Raw genomic sequence first — 17,832 nt, forward strand, 5'->3', positions numbered from 1 at the left:
GCGGGTCACCTCGTCGAGCGGCAGAACCGCACGCGCGCACTCGCTGCCGCGGTCCGCGGTCCGCGGACCGCAGACCGGGCGGCCCGACCTATCCGGCGCTGGGCGTCGGCGGACGACCGGGACCGACCGGCAGGGTCCAGGGCCCCAGCGACCCCGAGGTGCGCAGCTCGTCGAGGACCGCGTTGGCGAGAAGGACGTGGCCGGTCGCGTTGGGGTGGTCGCCGTCGTCGAGGAGGTCGGCCGTGGGGTCACGCGTACCGGACACGCCCTTGAGCGGGGTGTAGGCGTCGACGTAGACGCTGCCGGTGGCGGTCGCCACCTGGTCGACGGTCGTGTTGACGAGCCGGGTCAGCTCGTCGCTGCCGAGCACGAAGGCCTCACCCAGTCGGCGCCCCACCTGACCGTCGACGGTGACGTTCCAGTAGCCCAGCAGGGCGATGCGGAGGTCGGGCCGGTGGTCGATGCTGTGGATGCCCTGGATGATCCGGACCAACCCGTCGTGCAGGCCCGTGATCGTCGAGGCCCAGCAGCTCGAGCCGGCCGCCGGGAAGCACCCCTGGTCGTCGACGCGGTCGAGGTTGAAGTCGTTGGCGCCCACCTCGACGAGCACGAGGTCGGCCGAGGAGAGGTGGGCCTGGGTCGAGGCGGAGCCGAGGTCGTCCGCGACGTCGGCCGTCGTCCATCCGCCGGTGGCGTCGTTGTGCACCACCCAGCTGCGGTGGGTCAGGTCCGCGAGCTGGGTGCCCACCTGCTCGACGTAGCCCACGCACCCGCACGTCTCGGCCGACGGCACGGAGTCGCCGAGCCCGACGACGGTGAGCGGTCCAGGCGGGACGGCCGGTGACGTCGTGGGCGCGGCCGGGGTCGTCGTGCCGCTCGACCGGCTCGTCGATGTCGTCGGTGTCGTCGCGGAGGACGGCGCCGCCGAGGTGGTCGGGAGGCCCGGCCCACCGGCCGACGAGAGGGTCCTGAGGCCGGGCACCACACCGCTCACGGCGAGCGCGACGAGGACGACCACGCCGAGGAGCGTTACGAGCACGTGGTGCGGCCGCGCGCGGAAGGTGGAGCGGTCCCCCCGGTGGGCGCCCGGGCGTCCCGACCGGCGCGACGACGGGCCTGCGGCGGCGTCCGGGCGGTCGCGACGCGGCATACCCTCCCGGCGGTCAGGCACGGAACCCGGGGAGGGTCTGCGCGAGCCAGGCCAGCGCTGCGGGGATGTAGGGCGTGAACACCGAGTCGCGGTGGCCACCGTGGGCCAGCACGTTCCCAGTCACGTCGAGGGGTGGCTTGGCCACGCTGAGGAACTTCGACGACGTCGGGTACGACAGGGCGTCCTCCCTCGAGGTGAGCACCCACATGGCGACGGGTGGGGGCGCGGTGTGCGCCAGGGTCACGAGGTCGTAGCCGCGCTCGGCGGCCGTGCTCAGCGGGTCGTAGGCCGCGCTGAAGTCGGGTCGGAAGTAGCCGAGGAGCACGATGGCTCCGCCGAAGACGTCGGGGTGGCGCATCGAGAGCGAGGCCGCGCACCAGGCGCCGTACGAGTAGCCGAGCGTGGCCCACGACGTCCTCGATCGCTCGACCCGGAAGTGCTTCGCGGTCCACGCCGGGATGTCGTGCGAGAGCCACGTGTCGGTCTGGGGCTGTCCCGGGCCACCGTTGACGCACTCGGTGTCGAGGCTCGCCGGGGTGTCGATGCGGGGGACGACGACGATCGAGGGCGCGAGCCGGTGCTCGGCCGTCAGCGTGTCGACGGTGTTGACGAAGTCGAGGTGCAGGAAGCCCCGGGGCCCGCCCGGGAAGCCGTGCAGGCCCACGATGACCGGGTAGGTCCGCGACGACTTGGGGTCGTAGCCGACGGGGAGGTAGACGAAGACCTGGCCCTCGGCGTTGGAGCGCTTGTCGACGACGTTGTAGCTCTGCGTCCGCGACCCGGGCTGCGGCAGGGCCGGGAGCACCGCCGGGGTCGACATGCCCTTGAACCCGGGGCCCCGCACGGCTGCCGTCACGACCTCGGGGGTCGTGCCGCCGTGGTGCACCTGCACCGAGGTCGAGTGCGAGCCGAAGAGGTCGGCCCAGCTGGAGTAGAAGAGGTACTGGTCGTTGAGCGCCGCACCGGCGAGGGCGAGGACGACGACGTTGAGGAGCACGACCTGCACACCCCTGACCCCGCCGCGCACGATCGCGTTGCCCCAGCGGGGCAGCCCGACGACCACGAGGGCGAAGATGACGAGGGCGAGGATGCCGAGGAGCACGATGAGGCTGGTGTCGGTCAGTTCCATGCAGGGCTCGCTTCGCGGTCGGGTCGGGGTGCGGAGACGGGACGCACGAAGGGGAAGGTGAGCACCGACCGGATGGAGGTGTCGGTGAGCAGCATGACGAGCCGGTCGACGCCGAGACCCATGCCGCCGCTGGGCGGCATGCCGAGCTCGAGCGCCTGGAGGAAGTCCTCGTCGACCTCCATCGCCTCGGGGTCGCCGGCCGCCGCCTTGAGCGACTGCTCGGTGAGCCGGGCCCGCTGGTCGACGGGGTCGGTGAGCTCGCTGTATGCCGTGCCGACCTCCATCCCTGCGACGACGAGGTCCCAGCGTTCGACGAGCCCGGCCTCGCTCCGGTGCGGCCGCGTCAGGGGCGAGGTCTCGACGGGGAAGTCGGTGTAGAAGGTGGGCAGCATCGTCGCGGGTTCGACGAGCTCGGCGTAGAGCTCCTCGATGACCGCCCCGGCGCGCATCTGCGGTCGCACGGGGATGCCGTGCTCCTCGGCGAGCTCGAGCAGCACGTCCATGTCGGTGTCGATGGTGATCCGCTGCCCGACCGCGTCGGAGACGGCGTCGAGGACCGGCACGACGGGCCACTCGCCGCTGATGTCGACGAGCTCGACCTCCCGGCTGACGTCGGTGCCGGCCGCACCTCGGCGCTGGTCCGAGCGTCCGCGGGCCGCGCCGGCGGCGGGGAGGGGCAGGGCCTCGCGTCCGTGGACGGTGCGGGCCGCCTCGCGGACGATCCGCTCGGTGAGCCGCCGCATCGTCGTGTAGTCGGCGTGCGGCTGGTAGACCTCGAGCGAGGTGAACTCGGGGTTGTGCGTGGCGTCGGCACCCTCGTTGCGGAAGTTGCGCCCGAGCTCGAAGACGGGACCGAGCCCGGCGACGAGGAGCCGCTTGAGGTGCAGCTCGGGAGCGATGCGCAGGGAGAGATCGACTCCGTAGGCGTTGATGAAGGTGTGGAAGGGGCGGGCGCTCGCGCCACCGTGGACGGTGTGGAGCATCGGGGTCTCGACCTCGAGGAAGCCGGCGTCACCGAGGGTGCGCCGCACCGACGCGACGACGCCGGAGCGCAGCCGCAGCAGCTCGACGTCGCGCGGGTGCACCAGCAGGTCGGTCGAGCGCTGGCGGGCGCGGGCGGCCGGGTCGTCGAAGGCCTGGAACGGCACGGGGTGCAGCGACTTCGCCTCCATGCGCCAGGACCCGGCCAGGAGACTGCGGGTGCCGTTGCGGGAGCGTCCGAGGGTGCCGTCGACGCGCACGAGGTCGCCGACATCGACGAACGCCGTGAACTGTCCGAGCACGTGCGACCCGAGGCGCGCGGCGTCGAGCAGCACCTGCAGCCGGGCGTCGCCGTCGACGAGGGTGGCGAAGACGACGCCGCCGTGGTCGCGGACGTGTCGCACGCGACCGACGACGGAGATGGCGGCGGCCTCGGGACCGGCTCCCTCCGCTCGCCGCGGGTCCGCGTCGAGGAGGCCGGTGAGGGCGCCGAGGGGGGTCGTGGCGACGGAGGCGGCGCCGACGGGATAGGCCTCGAGGCCCGCCTCGCGCATCCGCTCGAGGGTCGAGAGCCGGTGGCGGAACTGGTCGGTGCGTCGCGGCCCGAGGGCCGAGACGTCGACGTGCGTCGTGGCGAGCGCAGCCACCTGCGCGAGGTGCTCCGCGTCGAGCTCGGCGCGCGGCGTGCGCAGTGCGGGGTAGCGGATGAAACCCTCGGCCGCGCCAGCCGCGACCGACACCTGCGGCAACGAGACCGCGTCGTCGTAGCAGAGGAAGCGGGGCACCCACGTCGGCTCGTACTTCTCGTTCGAGCGGTAGAGCCGCTCGAGCTGCCAGAAGCGGTCGAAGAGGCCGAGCACCGAGGCGCCCATGCGCGTCAGCGATCCCGAACCGAGACGCTCGGCGTCCTCGAAGACCGCCCGGAACATGCAGAAGTTGAGGGAGAGCCGCGAGAGGCCCAGCTCGCGCGACTGGGCCAGCAGCTCGCTCACCATGAGCTCCGTGACGCCGTTGGGGGCCTCGGGGGAGCGGCGCATGACGTCGAGCGAGACGCCGGTGCGCCCCCACGGCACGAGGGAGAGCACCCCGACGAGCACCCCGTCGGCGTCGTGGGCGGTGACGTGGAGGACGTCGTTGTCGGCGGGGTCTCCCGCACGCCCGAGCGCCATCGAGAAGCCGCGGTCGGACTCGCTGCCGCGCCAGGCCTCGGCGCGGTCGCCGATCTCCTCGAGCTCCTCGAGCCGCAGCTCGCGCTGGCGAGCGATGCGCACCGTGAGGCCGGCGCGGGTGGCCCGGGCGACGGCGCGGCGGACGGGCGTCAGCGATGCCCGGCGCAGGTCGAAGCGTCCGGCGTCGAGCACGGCCTCGTCGCCGAGGAGCAGCACGCGCATCCCGCCGGCCGCGGCATAGGCCCGGGCGCCGTGCTCGCTCGCGCCGAGCACGGCCGGCACCCAGCCGAACTCGCGGGCCTCGGCGCGCCACGCCTCGATGGCGGGCTGCCAGCTGTCGGGATGCCCCACGGGGTCCGCGGACGCGAGCGAGACCCCGGCGACGACCCGGTACGTCACGGCGGCGCGGCCGTCGGGGGAGAAGACCGAGGCCTTGTCACGCCGGGTCGCGAAGTAGCCGAGGGAGTCCTCGGACCCGTGCTGAGCCAGCAGCCCCCGGATGGCGACCTCGCGGTCGGGCGACCACCGGCTGCGGGGCCGGGCGGAGGCGAGGAAGAGGGTGACGGCGGAGAGGATCGTCAGGCCGGCGCACACCGCGACGACGTCCACGACCCAGACCGGCACCAGCGAGAGCGTCTGCCGGCTGACGCCGCCGAACACCGCGAGCACGGTGTCGACGAGCGGGTCGACCTGGGACCGGGGCGCGCCCACGACCCCGAGGAGCAGCCACGCCACGCCGACGGTCGCCGCGGACCCGACGACGAGGGCGGCGAGAGCCAGTCCCCACGATCCTCGTTGGAGCCGGCCGGTGAACTCGCGGCGGAGCCGCCAGAGCCACCAGAGGGCCAGCACGGCGACGAGGGTCGAGACGATGTCGAGCTCGCGGCCGAGGCTGCCGCGGCTGACCCACATGCCGGTGCGCGGGAGGCGCGCGGCGGGCACGAGCGCGACGAACCCGACGTAGATCCCGAGCACCTGGAAGACGGCGACGAACCAGAGGGCGATGCGCTTGCGCCCGAGCAGCGCCCGCGTGGCGAGTGCGAGCACGACCACCGACACGAACGTGGGCGCCACGGGCACGTTGAGCAGGCCGAAGAAGTTCTCGGCGAGGAGCGGGTGCGGCCGGCGTCGGGCGAAGAGCGTGAGCAGCAGCGCCACCAGGGTGGCGAGCGCGTAGAGGCCCGTGAGCAGTCGCGCGGGACGGTGCGAAGCCCGCGCCCGCCGTGTTCGGGTGCTCATGACACAGACGATCCCTCGCGTTGCTGGGTGGTTGCTGGACGTCTGCTGCGAGAGCGCTCGCAGCAGACACCCAGACGGTGTACAGGATTCAGGCTGGGCGGAGGTTCAGGAAGCTCTCAGGTGGGCTGGTCCTCGTCAAGGGTAGGTCGGTGGTGGACGCGAACGACGGAGTGCGCCTTCCGGACGCGCACTCCCGGCAGGCGGAAGGGCCGTGACCCGGCCCGTCGGATCGACGAGGAGGCAGTCGTGGCGAGAGGTAGATGGGTGCTCGGCGGAGCGGGCGTGGGCGCAGCGGGGCTGGCGGCCTGGGACGTCCTCCAGAAGAAGCACACGATCCTGCGGCGCTACCCCGTCGTGGGGCACCTGCGCTACCTGCTCGAGGACATCCGCCCCGAGCTGCAGCAGTACTTCATCGAGCGTGACTGGGACGGTCGACCCTTCGACCGCGACACCCGGTCCGTGGTCTACGAGCGGGCCAAGGGCATCCACGGCGAGCGGCCCTTCGGCACGGAGCTCGACGTCAACGAGGTCGGCTACGAGTACCTCGTCCACTCGGCCGCACCCGCCGACCCGCCGGAGCAGCCCGCCCGCGTGCTCGTCGGTGGACCGGACTGCACGAAGCCGTACTCGATGGCGCTGCTCAACGTGTCGGCGATGAGCTTCGGGGCCCTGTCGGCCAACGCCATCCGGGCCCTGAACAAGGGTGCCGCCCTCGGTGGTTTCGCCCACGACACCGGTGAGGGGGGCCTCTCGCCCTACCACCTCGAGAACGGTGGCGACATCGTCTGGGAGATCGGCACGGGCTACTTCGGCGCTCGCACCAAGGACGGCGACTTCGACCCGGCGACCTTCTCCGACAAGGCCTCCGGCGACTCGGTGAAGTGTGTCTCGCTCAAGCTGAGCCAGGGTGCCAAGCCGGGCATCGGCGGCGTGCTGCCCGGCGCGAAGGTGACCAAGGAGATCGCCGACATCCGGCAGGTGCCGCAGGGCGAGAAGTGCGTCAGCCCGTCGAGCCACCGCGTCTTCCACACCCCCGTCGAGCTCATCGAGTTCATCGGCCGCATGCGTGAGCTGGCGGGCGGCAAGCCCACCGGCTTCAAGCTCTGCGTCGGCTCGCGGGTCGACGTCCTCGCCATCTGCAAGGCGATGCTCGAGGTCGGCACGACCCCCGACTTCATCGTCGTCGACGGGTCCGAGGGCGGCACCGGAGCGGCTCCGCTCGAGTTCGAGGACCACGTCGGCATGCCCCTCACCCACGGGCTCATGACCGTGCACAACGCCCTCGTCGGCGTGGGGCTGCGCGACCGGGTGCGCATCGGCGCGAGTGGCAAGGTCGCGGCCGGCAACGACATCGTCAAGCGCCTCATCCAGGGCGCGGACTACACCAACTCGGCCCGGGCCATGATGATGGCGGCCGGCTGCATCCAGGCCCAGCGCTGCCACACCGACAAGTGCCCGAGCGGCGTCGCGACCCAGAACCCACGGCGGGCGAGGGCGCTCGACGTCGGTGACAAGAGCGAGCGGGTGCACCGCTACCAGCAGGCCACCGTCGACGAGGCGATGCGCATCATGGCGGCCATGGGGGTCACCGACCCGTCACGGCTGTCGCCGCACCAGCTGCGGCTCAACGTCTCCGCGACCGACAACCAGTCGTATGCCGCGCTCTACGACTGGCTGTCCCCGGGCCAGCTGCTCGCCGAGCCCCCGGAGGCTTGGGCCCACGACTGGGCTGCGGCGAGCGCGGACCACTTCGGCGGGAGGATGTCATGACCACCGTCGCCGAGCACATCATCACCTCCTTGGCCGACGCGGGAGTCACCCAGGTCTGGGGTGTCGTCGGTGACGCCCTCAACCCGTTGACCGACGCCATCCGCACGGAGGACCGCGTCGAGTGGGTGGGGGTGCGCCACGAGGAGGTCGCCGCCTTCGCCGTCAGCGCCCAGGCCCAGCTGACGGGCACCATCGGGGTCTGCATGGGCACGGTCGGCCCGGGCTCGATCCACCTGCTCAACGGCCTCTACGACGCCAAGAAGTCGCACGCGCCGGTCCTCGCCATCTGCGGTCAGGTCCCGAGCCCCGAGATCGGCACCGACTTCTTCCAGGAGGTCGACAACAACGCCCTCTTCGCCGACGTGTCCGTGTGGAGCCAGACCCTGACGTCGGCCGAGCAGCTGCCCTACCTGCTCGAGCAGGCCGTCAACGCCGCCCAGTCGCTGCGCGGCGTCGCCGTCCTGACCCTGCCCGGGGACGTCGGCGACCTCACGGTCGACAAGGCGGTGCGACCGGCGACGTTCGCGCCGGCCGGGGTGCCCGCTCCGGCACCGGACGCCCAGGTCGATGCCGCCGTGGCGGCCCTCGCGGGCGACGCCCCGGTGACGCTCCTCGTCGGCTGCGGTGCGCGCGGGGCCCGTTCGCAGGTGCTCGAGCTCGCCGACGTGCTCGGCGCCCCGATGGTGCTGACCCTCAAGGCGAAGGAGGGGCTCGAACGCGACAACCCCTTCGAGGTGGGCCAGTCCGGCCTCATCGGCAACCATGCCGCCGCCAAGGCCATGGACGACTGCGAGGTGCTCGTCCTCATCGGCACCGACTTCCCCTACCGCGACTGGTACCCGACCGGAAAGACCGTGATCCAGCTCGACGCCCGCGGCGAGCACGTCGGGCGGCGCACCCCCGTCCAGCACGCCCTCGTCGGTGACGCCGCGGCCACCCTGGACCGTCTCGTGCCGCGTCTTCGCCGTCGCGAGGACCGCGGCCACCTCGAGGCGGCGCGTACGGCATACGAGACGTGGCAGGAGCGGCAGCGCTCGTTGCTCGACCCGCACCACGACCGCACGCTCCTCGGGCGCGCCCGGGCCGTCCTCGACAACCCCGACGACCGGATCCGTCCCGAGGCGCTCGCCGCCGCCGTCGACCGGCTGGCGCCGGACTCGACGATCTTCACGAGCGACACCGGCATGTCGACGGCCTGGCTGGCCCGCTTCGTGACGATGCGTGGGACGCGACGGCTCGTCGGGTCCTACAACCTCGGCTCCATGGCCAACGCCATGCCGATGGCCCTCGGGGCGCAGGCCCTCGACCGCACCCGCCCCGTGGTGGCGTTCGCCGGAGACGGCGGACTCATGATGCTGCTCGGCGACCTGCGCACCGCCGTGACCTACCGGCTGCCGGTCGTCGTCGTCGTCTTCGACAACGGGCGTCTCGGCATGGTCAAGCTCGAGCAGGAGCAGGGCGGCCTGCCCGAGTTCGGGACCGAGCTCGACAACCCCGACATCGCGGCCGTGGCCGCGGCGATGGGGCTGGCCAGTCGCCGGGTCACCGATCCCGCCGACCTCGACGACGCGGTGACGTGGGCGCTCGCGGCCGAGGGGCCGGTGCTCCTCGACGTCGTCACCAACCCGGACGAGGTCGCGATCCCGCCCAAGCCCAAGCTAGCCCAGGGCTGGGGCTTCGCCATCGCCAAGGCCAAGGAAGTCGTGGAGAGCCGGTAGCCGTGTGCCGCCTCTTCGGCCTGAGCGCCGGGCGTGCCCGGGTGTCGGCGACCTTCTGGCTGCTCGACTCCCCGGACAGCCTGCGCCGCCAGTCGCACGCCAACCCCGACGGCACGGGGCTCGGCACGTTCGACGCCGAGGGGCGCCCGGTCGTCGAGAAGCAGCCGCTCGCGGCCTGGCACGACCCGGCCTTCGCGAGCGAGGCGAGGGAGCGGCGCAGCTCGACCTTCGTGGCGCACGTGCGGCACTCGTCGGGCAGCGCACCCCTCGCCGACAACACCCACCCGTTCGAGCTCGACGGGCGCCTCTTCGCCCACAACGGCGTCGTCGAGGGGCTGCCCGCGCTCGAACGCCACCTCGGTGACGCCATGGCGATGGTCCGCGGCGACACCGACTCGGAGCGCCTCTTCGCGCTCGTGACGGCCGGGACGAGGGCCGCCGGGGGTGACGTCGCGGTCGGCATCGAGCGCGCGCTGTCCTGGGTCGCCCGACACCTGCCCGTGTATGCCGTCAACCTCGTCCTCGTGACCCCGACCGAGCTCTGGGCGTGCCGCTACCCCGACACGCACGCGTTGTGGCTGCTCGACCGGCGCGACCCGGCGGCGGGGCTCGACCACCGCAGCGAGGCCGGCACCCGCGTCGTCAGCGACGACCTGGGCGAGGCGCCGAGCATCGTCGTGGCGAGCGAACGTCTCGACGACGACCCGGGGTGGCGGCTGCTGCGTCCGGGCGTGCTCGTGCGCGTCGGACCGGACCTGCAGGTGAGCGAGCGTCTCGTCGTCGACCACGACCCGGTGCACCGGCTCGGCCTGGCCGACCTCGGCGCCGCCGCCGCCTCCCAGCAGCCGACCGGGCACTGACGAGCCTGACGGAGCTGACGGAGCTGACCGGGAGCTGACCGGGAGCTGACGGAGCTGGTCCTCCGTGTGGTGGCTAGCGGGGCGTGGACGCCGCGATGACGCGGCTCAGCGACGCGTGCAGGGCCTGGAGCTCCTCGACGTCCATGCCCAGCGTGGCGACGATCTGCGGCGGCACCTCGAGAGCCTTCTCGCGCAGGCGGCGGCCGCGCTCGGTCAGCGTGATGGCCAGGGCCCGCTCGTCGTGCGGGTGCCGGTCGCGCGTCACGAGCCCGGCGCCCTCGAGCCGCTTGAGCAGGGGCGAGAGGGTCGCCGGCTCGAGGCTCAGCTGGTCGCCGATCTCGCGGACGGTGAGCGGGGACCGCTCCCAGAGGGCGAGCATGACGAGGTACTGCGGGTGGGTCAGGCCGAGCGGCTCGAGCACGGGCCGGTAGAGGGCGATGACGTTGCGGGCGGCGACGGCGAGGGCGAAGCACACCTGCCGGTCGAGCTGGAGCAGGTCGTCGGGGGAGACGCTCGCCGTGTCGGGGTGCGTCGGTGGGCGTGGGGCCATCGCGGTCGTCCTCCGGGTCGTGTCGATTGATGTGTACACTAACAGTTAGTGCACTAACTATTGAGGAGCTCTCGTGGCGCGTTCGCGATCCAGCAGGGGACTGTCCATCGGCTACCGCATCGGCTACCGGCTGCGCCTCATCGGCCTGACGATCTTCGGCCCGGCGCAGCTCGGCGAGGGCAACGACCCCAAGGCGCGCCTCGAGCGCGAGCGTGCCGCCAAGGTGGCCGCCGCCCGGACGACGAGTCCGGGTGGCGACGACTGAGCCGATTCCCGTCGGCGCCCTACCGGTCGTCGGACGTGTCGGAGCGGCGGCGTCGGGTATGTCCCCGGCGAGACCGACCACCGAGCGAGGGAGAGACATGGGCGACCGCGGAGGCCTTCTCGTCATGCTGGGCATCGCCGTTCTGCTCGTCATGATCCTGCTCGTCATGCGCCCGCGGCGTCACGGCGGTGGCGATGTCGAGCACGAGACGCTCAACCCCGAGGTCGAGGCGGCCGGTGGTCGCCCCGTGGCGCTGCCCGACACCGACCGCCTGGTGGGCAGCCCGCCCGTCGACACGGTGTCCGCGTCCGGGGAGGGCACGGCGGTCGCCGGTGCCGGGGCCGGGGGTGAGACGGCCGACGTGCGTGACCCCCTGCGCGCCCGGCCCGACGACGTGGCCGGCTCTCCCGACCAGGCCTGACCTCGCCGGTCCTCGTTCGTGTCCGCGGTGCCCCGCTCGGGAGTACCGTCGAGACAGGCAGGATCGGACCCGGGAGGTGCCATGGGTGATCGTGTAGGGCTCATCGTCATGCTGGCCGTCGTCGTGATCCTCGTGGTCGGGCTCCTCGTCGTCGCTCCTCGGAGCGCTCGCCGGGGCCGCGACTCGAGCGAGTCCCTCAACGGGCACCGGGACGACACGGAGCGGGCGCGGCTCGACCATCCCGAGGGGGCCGAGAGGTCGCATCTCGTGGGCAACCCGCCGGTCGACACCATCACGTCGGACGGCTGGGGCGTGGCCCGTCCCGGCGAGGGGGCTGAGCTCGACGAGCTGCCCGAGGACGTCCACCCCGAGCTGCACGAGGAGCGCGGGCGCCGCCACCGCCACTAGGCGTCGCGACGGGTGACGCGCGCGCGGGTGCCGGGGGAGGTGCCTCGTGCGGGGCAGACTGGCCGGATGGCGGAGACGAACTGGGCGGGCAACCACACCTACCGCGCGCGCATCGAGCGGGTCCGTTCCGTCGAGCACCTGCAGGAGGTCGTGGCCGCCTCGCCACGGGTGCGCGCCCTGGGCTCGCGGCACAGCTTCACCGACCTCACCGACATCACCGACGCCGACGGTGGCGTCCTCGTCTCGTGCGTCGACCTGCCCACGACGGTCGAGGTCGACGAGACGGCGCGCACGGCACGCGTCACGGGGCACGCGGCATACGGCGACGTGGCGACCCGGCTCCAGGCGGGCGGGTGGGCGCTGGCCAATCTCGCGTCGTTGCCCCACATCTCGGTGGCCGGCGCCGTGTCGACGGGGACCCACGGTTCAGGTGTCGAGAACGGTTCTCTCGCAACGGCGGTCACTGCTCTCGACATCGTCGGACCGGACGGTGAGATCCGGTCGGTGCGCCGTGGCGACGCCGACTTCGAGGGGAGCGTGGTGGCGCTCGGGGCCCTGGGCATCGTCACCGCGGTCACGCTGGAGGTCGAGCCGACCTACGACGTGCGACAGGTCGTCCGCACCGGCCTCTCCTGGCCGACGCTGGCGGCGGAGATCGACGCGGTCATGGGCAGCGCCTACAGCGTCAGCCTCTTCACGCGGTGGGGCGAGCACGGGGTCGAGCAGGTGTGGCTCAAGAGCCGCTCCGCCGCGGCCCCGGTCGAGCTCCACGGGGCGCCGGCCGCGACGGCCACGCTGCACATGCTCGACGGCGGCGCGATCGAGTCGGTGACCACGCAGGGCGGTGTCGCCGGGCCGTGGCTCGACCGGCTGCCGCACTTCCGCCGGGAGCTCACCCCCAGCCGCGGCGAGGAGCTGCAGAGCGAGTACCTCCTCCCGCGCGAGCACGCGCTGACCGCCGTCGACCGGCTGCGCGGCCTGCGCGACCTGCTCGCCCCGGTGCTCCAGGTGTCGGAGCTGCGCACGGTCGCCGCCGACCGTCACTGGCTCAGTACCTCCTACGGCCACGACGTCGTCGGGGTGCACTTCACGTGGTTGCGACCCCGAGCGCGTGTATGCCGTGTTGCCCGTCGTCGAGCAGGCGCTGCTGCCGCTGGGGGCCCGCCCGCACTGGGGGAAGTGCTTCGTCGCCGGGGTCCGTGAGCTCGAGCCGCTCTACCCGCGGATGGCCGACTTCCGCGCCCTCCGGGACCGCGTCGACCCCGGGCGGGTCTTCGGCAACGCCTTCGTCGACCGCACGGTCGGCTGACCTGCTGGGCGCCGTCTCAGCGACGCTTGCGCTGTCCGGGGGTCGGCGTCCGACTCGCCTCGATGTCACCGGTCACCTCGAGCAGGGAGCCGGCGAGGGTCTCGAGCAGGTCGGCCACCTCGGGGAGGTCGGCGGGGCTGATGACGTCGAAGGCCCGGGGCATCCAGTCGCGCACCTGCTGGAGCCGGCGCTGCCCGGACTCGGGGATCTCGACGGTGCTGCGACGTCGGTCGGTGGGGTCGGGAACCCGTGCGACGAGCTGGCGCCGCTCCAGCCGGTCGACGAGGGTCGTCGTCGCACTCGTCGTGAGCCCGAGCGCCGTCGCGAGGTCGGTCTGGCCCATGGGTCCGCGGGCCAGCAGGTGGCTGACGGCCCGGCTCTCGTTGACGGTCAGGTCGAGATGGCTCGCCACGGCCAGGCGGTAGCGCTCGCCGGCGAGGATCAGTTCGCGCAGGGCGGCGGTCGCGGCATCGCGAGGGGCCGCGGGTGGACTCATGCCACCAATGTAGTGACCGATGTCGCTTGAATGTCTGATCGCTTGATTGTCAAATGAACTGCCCGTACCGTGAAGGACATCGGTATCACGGCAGGCCCCCCGGCCCGTGGCGGATCCGTCGGACCCGGGGTTGAGCAGCCAGCCCCGGCGTCCGGGGACCTCCACACGGTGCTGCGTTCCAGCAAGGCGGCTCACATGGACAGCGACAGCGCGGTGGTCGAACGACTGCTCACCCCGGCGGAGGTCGCGACGATCTTCCGGGTCGACCCCAAGACCGTGAGCCGGTGGGCCAGGTCGGGCAAGCTCCACGCCCTCCGCACGCTCGGGGGTCATCGACGCTATCCCGAGAGCGAGATCTGGGCGCTCCTCGAGCAGCACCAGGACGGGTAGGTCCCGCGACCGGATGACTCGGGCCGGGTCCCTGACCGTCGGGGGGCTCAGAAGTCGCCGGCGCCGCGCCGCAGGCGCGTCAGGACGTCGACGAGGGAGCGGACGTCCTCGGCCCCGAGGTCCGGCTGCTCGAAGACCTCGGTGTTGAGCGCGGTCGTCGCGCGCTCGGCGAGCTCCCGACCCGCCGGCGTCAGGGCCACGAGCATGGCCCGGCGGTCCTCCGGGTGCGTCGAGCGGGTCACGAGGTCGGCGTCCTCGAGGCGGTCGACGGCGTTGGTGACGCTCGTCGGGTGCACCTGCAGGCGGCTGCCGATGACCTTCATCGGGAGCGACCCGCGCCGGCTGAACCACAGGAGCATGAGCACCTCGTAGCGGGCGAAGGTCACGCCCAGCGGCTTGAGCGTCGCCTCCACCCGGGCCAGGACGATCTGGTGGGCCCGCATGAGCGAGGTGATCGCCGCCATGCCGTCGGCGGCCGGCCCCCATCCCTGCTCGACCCACTGCTCACGTGCCCGGGCGATGGGGTCGAAGCCGAGCCCCGAGCCCGCCGCGACGCCGGTGGGCCCGGTGCTCGCCTCGACGGCCACCCCGGCCACCTCGGCTGCCTCGGCTGCCGTCCTCGTCTGCGCGCTCATGGCGCCATCGTAGGGTCGCCGACACGTTGACGTCCATTAGTAGGAAGTCCTAGTATTTTCGCATGCCTGACGCACCGAAGCGTGACCTGCACCAGCCGACCCACCACGTGCGGCTCGTCACCGCGAGCAGCCTCTTCGACGGTCATGACGCGTCGATCAACATCATGCGGCGCATCATGCAGACGCAGGGCGCCGAGGTCATCCACCTCGGTCACAACCGGTCCGTCCAGGAGGTCGTCGACGCGGCGATCGAGGAGGACGTCCAGGGCGTCGCCGTCAGCTCGTACCAGGGCGGGCACGTCGAGTACTTCGAGTACCTCGTGCGGCTGCTCGAGGAGAACGGCGCCGGGCACATCCGCGTCGTCGGCGGCGGGGGTGGCGTCATCGTCCCCGAGGAGATCGCACGGCTGCGCGACTCCGGCGTCACGATCTTCAGTCCCGAGGACGGCCAGCGGCTCGGGCTCGCGGGCATGATCAACCAGGTCGTCGCCGACTGCGACTTCGACCCCTGGGAGACCAGCGAGCCGGCGCTCGAGGCCGTCCTCGCCGGTGAGCGGGCCGCGGTGGCACGGTTCATCACCGGTGCGCAGGAGGGCGACATCGACGCAGCGACGCTCGGGCGCGTCCGCGAGGCGGCCGGCCGTCGCCACGTCCCGGTCCTAGGCATCACCGGCACCGGAGGCTCGGGCAAGTCGAGCCTCACCGACGAGCTGATCCGCCGCCTGCGCCTCGACCAGCAGGACAAGCTGCGCGTGGCCGTCCTCGCCGTCGACCCGACCCGCAGCCGCGGCGGCGGCGCCCTCCTCGGCGACCGCATCCGCATGAGCTCGCTCGACGGCGACCGCGTCTTCTTCCGCAGCCTCGCCACGCGCGGTGGCTCGCAGGTGCCGACCCACCTCGGCGACGTCCTCGACATCGTGCGTGCGGCCGGCTTCGACCTCGTCATCCTCGAGACGCCCGGCATCGGCCAGGGTGACGCCGCGATCGTCGACTACGCCGACGTCTCGCTCTACGTCATGACGCCCGAGTTCGGTGCGAGCAGCCAGCTCGAGAAGATCGACATGCTCGACCGTGCCGACGTCGTCGCCATCAACAAGTTCGAGCGCCGCGGGGCCGAGGACGCCCTGCGCGACGTCGGTCGGCAGATGGTGCGCAACCGCGAGGCGTTCGGCAAGAGCCCGTCTGACATGCCGGTCTTCGGCACGTCCGCTGCCACCTTCAACGACGACGGCGTCACGGCCCTCTACCAGCAGCTGCGAGACCTGTTGTCCGACAAGGGGATGACCGTCGAGGAGGGCGTCCTCCCGCGCGTCACCACGCGCCAGTCCACGCGCATCGCGACCATCGTCCCCGCCGCACGGGTGCGCTACCTCGCAGAGATCAGCGACACGGTCCGCGGCTTCCACGAGAACACCGAGCGGTATGCCGCCGCCGCCAGCAGGGTGCAGCGGCTCGAGGCCGTTCGTGGCGAGCTCGCGGCCGCCGCCCACGCCGACGAGATCAGCAGCGCCGAGAGCGCGGTCGAGGCGGTCGAGGCCCTCCTCGACGGTGCCCGGACCGACGTCCCCGCCGACGTCGCCGCGGCGCTCGGCTCGTGGCCCTCGGTCGTCGAGTCCTACTCCGGTGACGAGCAGGTCGTCCGCATCCGTGACAAGGAGATCCGCAACGTCCTGACGCGAGAGTCCTTGTCCGGCAACAAGATCCCGCGCGTCTCGCTGCCCCGCTACCGCGACCACGGCGAGCTCGTCAGCTTTTTGCGCCGCGAGAACCTCCCCGGCTACTTCCCGTTCACCGCCGGCGTCTTCCCGTTCAAGCGCGAGGGCGAGGACCCGGCACGCATGTTCGCCGGCGAGGGCGACCCGTTCCGCACCAACCGTCGCTTCAAGCTGCTCTCCGAGGGACAGCCGGCCACGCGCCTGTCGACGGCGTTCGACTCGGTGACGCTCTACGGCCGCGACCCGGACCCGCGCCCCGACGTCTACGGCAAGGTCGGCACGTCCGGCGTGTCCGTCGCGACGCTGGACGACATGAAGGTGCTCTACGACGGCTTCGACCTCGTCGCGCCGACCACCTCCGTGTCGATGACGATCAACGGCCCGGCGCCGACGATCCTCGCCTTCTTCCTCAACACCGCGATCGACCAGCAGGTCGACGCCTTCCGTGCGCGCGAGGGGCGCGAGCCCGGCGACGACGAGCGCCAGGAGCTCACGGCATACGCCCTGGCCAACGTCCGGGGCACGGTGCAGGCCGACATCCTCAAGGAGGACCAGGGGCAGAACACCTGCATCTTCAGCACCGAGTTCAGCCTGAAGATGATGGCCGACATCCAGGAGTGGTTCATCGAGCACCAGGTGCGCAACTTCTACTCGGTGTCGATCTCCGGCTACCACATCGCCGAGGCGGGGGCCAACCCCATCAGCCAGCTCGCGTTCACCCTCGCGAACGGCTTCACGTACGTCGAGGGCTACCTCGCCCGCGGCATGAAGGTGGACGACTTCGCGCCCAACCTGTCCTTCTTCTTCAGCAACGGCATGGACCCCGAGTACTCCGTGCTCGGCCGCGTCGCCCGGCGCATCTGGGCCGTCGCGATGAAGGAGAAGTACGGCGCCGGGGAGCGCAGCCAGAAGCTGAAGTACCACGTCCAGACGTCGGGTCGCAGCCTGCACGCGCAGGAGATGGACTTCAACGACATCCGCACCACGCTCCAGGCGCTCATCGCGATCTACGACAATGCGAACTCCTTGCACACCAACGCTTTCGACGAGGCGGTCACCACCCCCTCCGAGGAGTCGGTGCGGCGCGCGCTCGCGATCCAGCTCATCATCAACCGCGAGTGGGGCCTCGCGATGAACGAGAACCCGCTCCAGGGATCGTTCGTCATCGACGAGCTCACCGACCTCGTCGAGGCGGCGGTCCTCAAGGAGTTCGACCGCATCACCGAGCGCGGCGGCGTGCTCGGCGCCATGGAGACCGGCTACCAGCGTGGCCGCATCCAGGACGAGTCGATGCTCTACGAGCACCGCAAGCACGACGGCAGCCTGCCGATCATCGGCGTCAACACCTTCCGCAACCCGCACGAGGGCGAGACCCCGCGCAAGGTCGTCCTCGCCCGCGGCACCGAGGACGAGAAGCAGGGCCAGCTCTCGCGGGTCCGGGCGTTCCGCTCGGCTCACGAGGTCGAGGCGAGGGCCGCGCTCGAGGAGCTCAAGGCGGTTGCGATCGAGGGCGGCAACGTCTTCGACGTCCTCATGCGCGCGGCACGGGTGTGCTCGCTCCAGCAGGTGACCGAGGCCTTCTTCGAGGTCGGCGGCCAGTACCGCCGCAACGTCTGACCCCCCACCT

At 72.2% G+C, this 17,832-nt stretch carries 14 protein-coding genes and 1 pseudogene; 9 read left to right on the plus strand and 6 right to left on the minus strand.

The window, feature by feature from the left end:
• Window positions 1-88: 88 nt before the first annotated feature.
• From TAE01_RS09995 to lysX, 3 genes are read right to left on the minus strand one after another with little or no spacing between them, the layout of a single operon-like run.
• Window positions 89-1,171 (minus strand): SGNH/GDSL hydrolase family protein, encoded by a 1,083-nt coding sequence (locus TAE01_RS09995; protein WP_147066003.1) that lies wholly within the window; start codon window positions 1,169-1,171, stop codon window positions 89-91.
• On the minus strand, window positions 1,164-2,279 hold the full coding sequence (locus TAE01_RS10000) for an alpha/beta hydrolase (protein ID WP_147066006.1): 1,116 nt from the start codon (window positions 2,277-2,279) through the stop codon (window positions 1,164-1,166). Before TAE01_RS10000 ends, TAE01_RS09995 begins: the two co-directional genes overlap by 8 nt.
• Window positions 2,270-5,668 carry a bifunctional lysylphosphatidylglycerol synthetase/lysine--tRNA ligase LysX gene (gene lysX, locus TAE01_RS10005; protein ID WP_147066008.1) on the minus strand — a complete coding sequence of 1,133 codons (3,399 nt, stop codon included), beginning with the start codon at window positions 5,666-5,668 and terminating at the stop codon, window positions 2,270-2,272. Before lysX ends, TAE01_RS10000 begins: the two co-directional genes overlap by 10 nt.
• A gap of 246 nt (window positions 5,669-5,914) precedes the next feature.
• Here lysX and TAE01_RS10010 point away from each other — a divergent pair, with 246 nt between their 5' ends.
• Genes TAE01_RS10010 through TAE01_RS10020 form a run of 3 tightly spaced genes read left to right on the plus strand, consistent with a single transcriptional unit; the run spans window position 5,915 to window position 10,016 of the window.
• Entirely contained in the window at window positions 5,915-7,438 is a 1,524-nt protein-coding gene (locus TAE01_RS10010; RefSeq protein WP_246111253.1) for an FMN-binding glutamate synthase family protein, read from the plus strand.
• Window positions 7,435-9,156, plus strand: coding sequence for a thiamine pyrophosphate-dependent enzyme (locus TAE01_RS10015; protein ID WP_147066010.1), 1,722 nt, complete (start codon window positions 7,435-7,437; stop codon window positions 9,154-9,156). Before TAE01_RS10010 ends, TAE01_RS10015 begins: the two co-directional genes overlap by 4 nt.
• A gap of 2 nt (window positions 9,157-9,158) precedes the next feature.
• A complete protein-coding gene (locus tag TAE01_RS10020) occupies window positions 9,159-10,016 on the plus strand; it encodes a class II glutamine amidotransferase (RefSeq protein ID WP_147066012.1) in 858 nt (285 codons plus the stop codon).
• 73 nt (window positions 10,017-10,089) lie between these two features.
• On the opposite strand, the gene TAE01_RS10025 is transcribed toward TAE01_RS10020, so the two are convergent.
• A complete protein-coding gene (locus tag TAE01_RS10025) occupies window positions 10,090-10,566 on the minus strand; it encodes a MarR family winged helix-turn-helix transcriptional regulator (RefSeq protein WP_147066014.1) in 477 nt (158 codons plus the stop codon).
• Between the two features lie 73 nt (window positions 10,567-10,639).
• Between TAE01_RS10025 and TAE01_RS10030 the strand changes: the two genes are divergently transcribed.
• From TAE01_RS10030 to TAE01_RS10045, 4 genes and pseudogenes are all read left to right on the plus strand, one after another.
• Window positions 10,640-10,831, plus strand: a complete 192-nt coding sequence (locus TAE01_RS10030) for a hypothetical protein (protein ID WP_147066016.1) — start codon at window positions 10,640-10,642, stop codon at window positions 10,829-10,831.
• A 97-nt stretch (window positions 10,832-10,928) separates the two neighbouring features.
• On the plus strand, window positions 10,929-11,252 hold the full coding sequence (locus TAE01_RS10035; protein WP_147066018.1) for a hypothetical protein: 324 nt from the start codon (window positions 10,929-10,931) through the stop codon (window positions 11,250-11,252).
• A gap of 81 nt (window positions 11,253-11,333) precedes the next feature.
• Entirely contained in the window at window positions 11,334-11,660 is a 327-nt protein-coding gene (locus TAE01_RS10040; RefSeq protein ID WP_147066020.1) for a hypothetical protein, read from the plus strand.
• A 66-nt stretch (window positions 11,661-11,726) separates the two neighbouring features.
• Window positions 11,727-12,969, plus strand: a pseudogene (locus TAE01_RS10045) (D-arabinono-1,4-lactone oxidase).
• Between the two features lie 16 nt (window positions 12,970-12,985).
• Here TAE01_RS10045 and TAE01_RS10050 read toward each other — a convergent pair.
• The gene (locus tag TAE01_RS10050) at window positions 12,986-13,465 is read right to left on the minus strand and encodes a MarR family winged helix-turn-helix transcriptional regulator (protein WP_147066022.1); all 480 of its coding nucleotides are present in this window, start codon (window positions 13,463-13,465) and stop codon (window positions 12,986-12,988) included.
• A 195-nt stretch (window positions 13,466-13,660) separates the two neighbouring features.
• Here TAE01_RS10050 and TAE01_RS10055 point away from each other — a divergent pair, with 195 nt between their 5' ends.
• Window positions 13,661-13,855: a BldC family transcriptional regulator gene (locus tag TAE01_RS10055; RefSeq protein WP_147066024.1), complete on the plus strand. Its 195-nt coding sequence runs from the start codon at window positions 13,661-13,663 to the stop codon at window positions 13,853-13,855.
• A 47-nt stretch (window positions 13,856-13,902) separates the two neighbouring features.
• Here TAE01_RS10055 and TAE01_RS10060 read toward each other — a convergent pair whose 3' ends face one another.
• Window positions 13,903-14,490, minus strand: a complete 588-nt coding sequence (locus TAE01_RS10060; RefSeq protein ID WP_147066026.1) for a MarR family winged helix-turn-helix transcriptional regulator — start codon at window positions 14,488-14,490, stop codon at window positions 13,903-13,905.
• A 62-nt stretch (window positions 14,491-14,552) separates the two neighbouring features.
• Here TAE01_RS10060 and icmF point away from each other — a divergent pair, with 62 nt between their 5' ends.
• Entirely contained in the window at window positions 14,553-17,822 is a 3,270-nt protein-coding gene (gene icmF / locus TAE01_RS10065) for a fused isobutyryl-CoA mutase/GTPase IcmF (RefSeq protein ID WP_147066028.1), read from the plus strand.
• Window positions 17,823-17,832: the final 10 nt, after the last annotated feature.

This window comes from Terrabacter aerolatus (assembly GCF_007991735.1).
GTDB classification, from domain to species: domain Bacteria; phylum Actinomycetota; class Actinomycetes; order Actinomycetales; family Dermatophilaceae; genus Terrabacter; species Terrabacter aerolatus.

What these genes read in the sequence shown, in the direction of transcription:
- TAE01_RS10000 (WP_147066006.1), bottom strand. Translation starts at nt 2,279, where the DNA reads ATGGAACTGACCGACACCAGCCTCATCGTGCTCCTCGGCATCCTCGCC.
- lysX (WP_147066008.1), bottom strand. Translation starts at nt 5,668, where the DNA reads ATGAGCACCCGAACACGGCGGGCGCGGGCTTCGCACCGTCCCGCGCGA.
- TAE01_RS10015 (WP_147066010.1), top strand. Translation starts at nt 7,435, where the DNA reads ATGACCACCGTCGCCGAGCACATCATCACCTCCTTGGCCGACGCGGGA.
- TAE01_RS10025 (WP_147066014.1), bottom strand. Translation starts at nt 10,566, where the DNA reads ATGGCCCCACGCCCACCGACGCACCCCGACACGGCGAGCGTCTCCCCC.
- TAE01_RS10035 (WP_147066018.1), top strand. Translation starts at nt 10,929, where the DNA reads ATGGGCGACCGCGGAGGCCTTCTCGTCATGCTGGGCATCGCCGTTCTG.
- TAE01_RS10040 (WP_147066020.1), top strand. Translation starts at nt 11,334, where the DNA reads ATGGGTGATCGTGTAGGGCTCATCGTCATGCTGGCCGTCGTCGTGATC.
- TAE01_RS10050 (WP_147066022.1), bottom strand. Translation starts at nt 13,465, where the DNA reads ATGAGTCCACCCGCGGCCCCTCGCGATGCCGCGACCGCCGCCCTGCGC.
- TAE01_RS10055 (WP_147066024.1), top strand. Translation starts at nt 13,661, where the DNA reads ATGGACAGCGACAGCGCGGTGGTCGAACGACTGCTCACCCCGGCGGAG.
- TAE01_RS10060 (WP_147066026.1), bottom strand. Translation starts at nt 14,490, where the DNA reads ATGAGCGCGCAGACGAGGACGGCAGCCGAGGCAGCCGAGGTGGCCGGG.
- icmF (WP_147066028.1), top strand. Translation starts at nt 14,553, where the DNA reads ATGCCTGACGCACCGAAGCGTGACCTGCACCAGCCGACCCACCACGTG.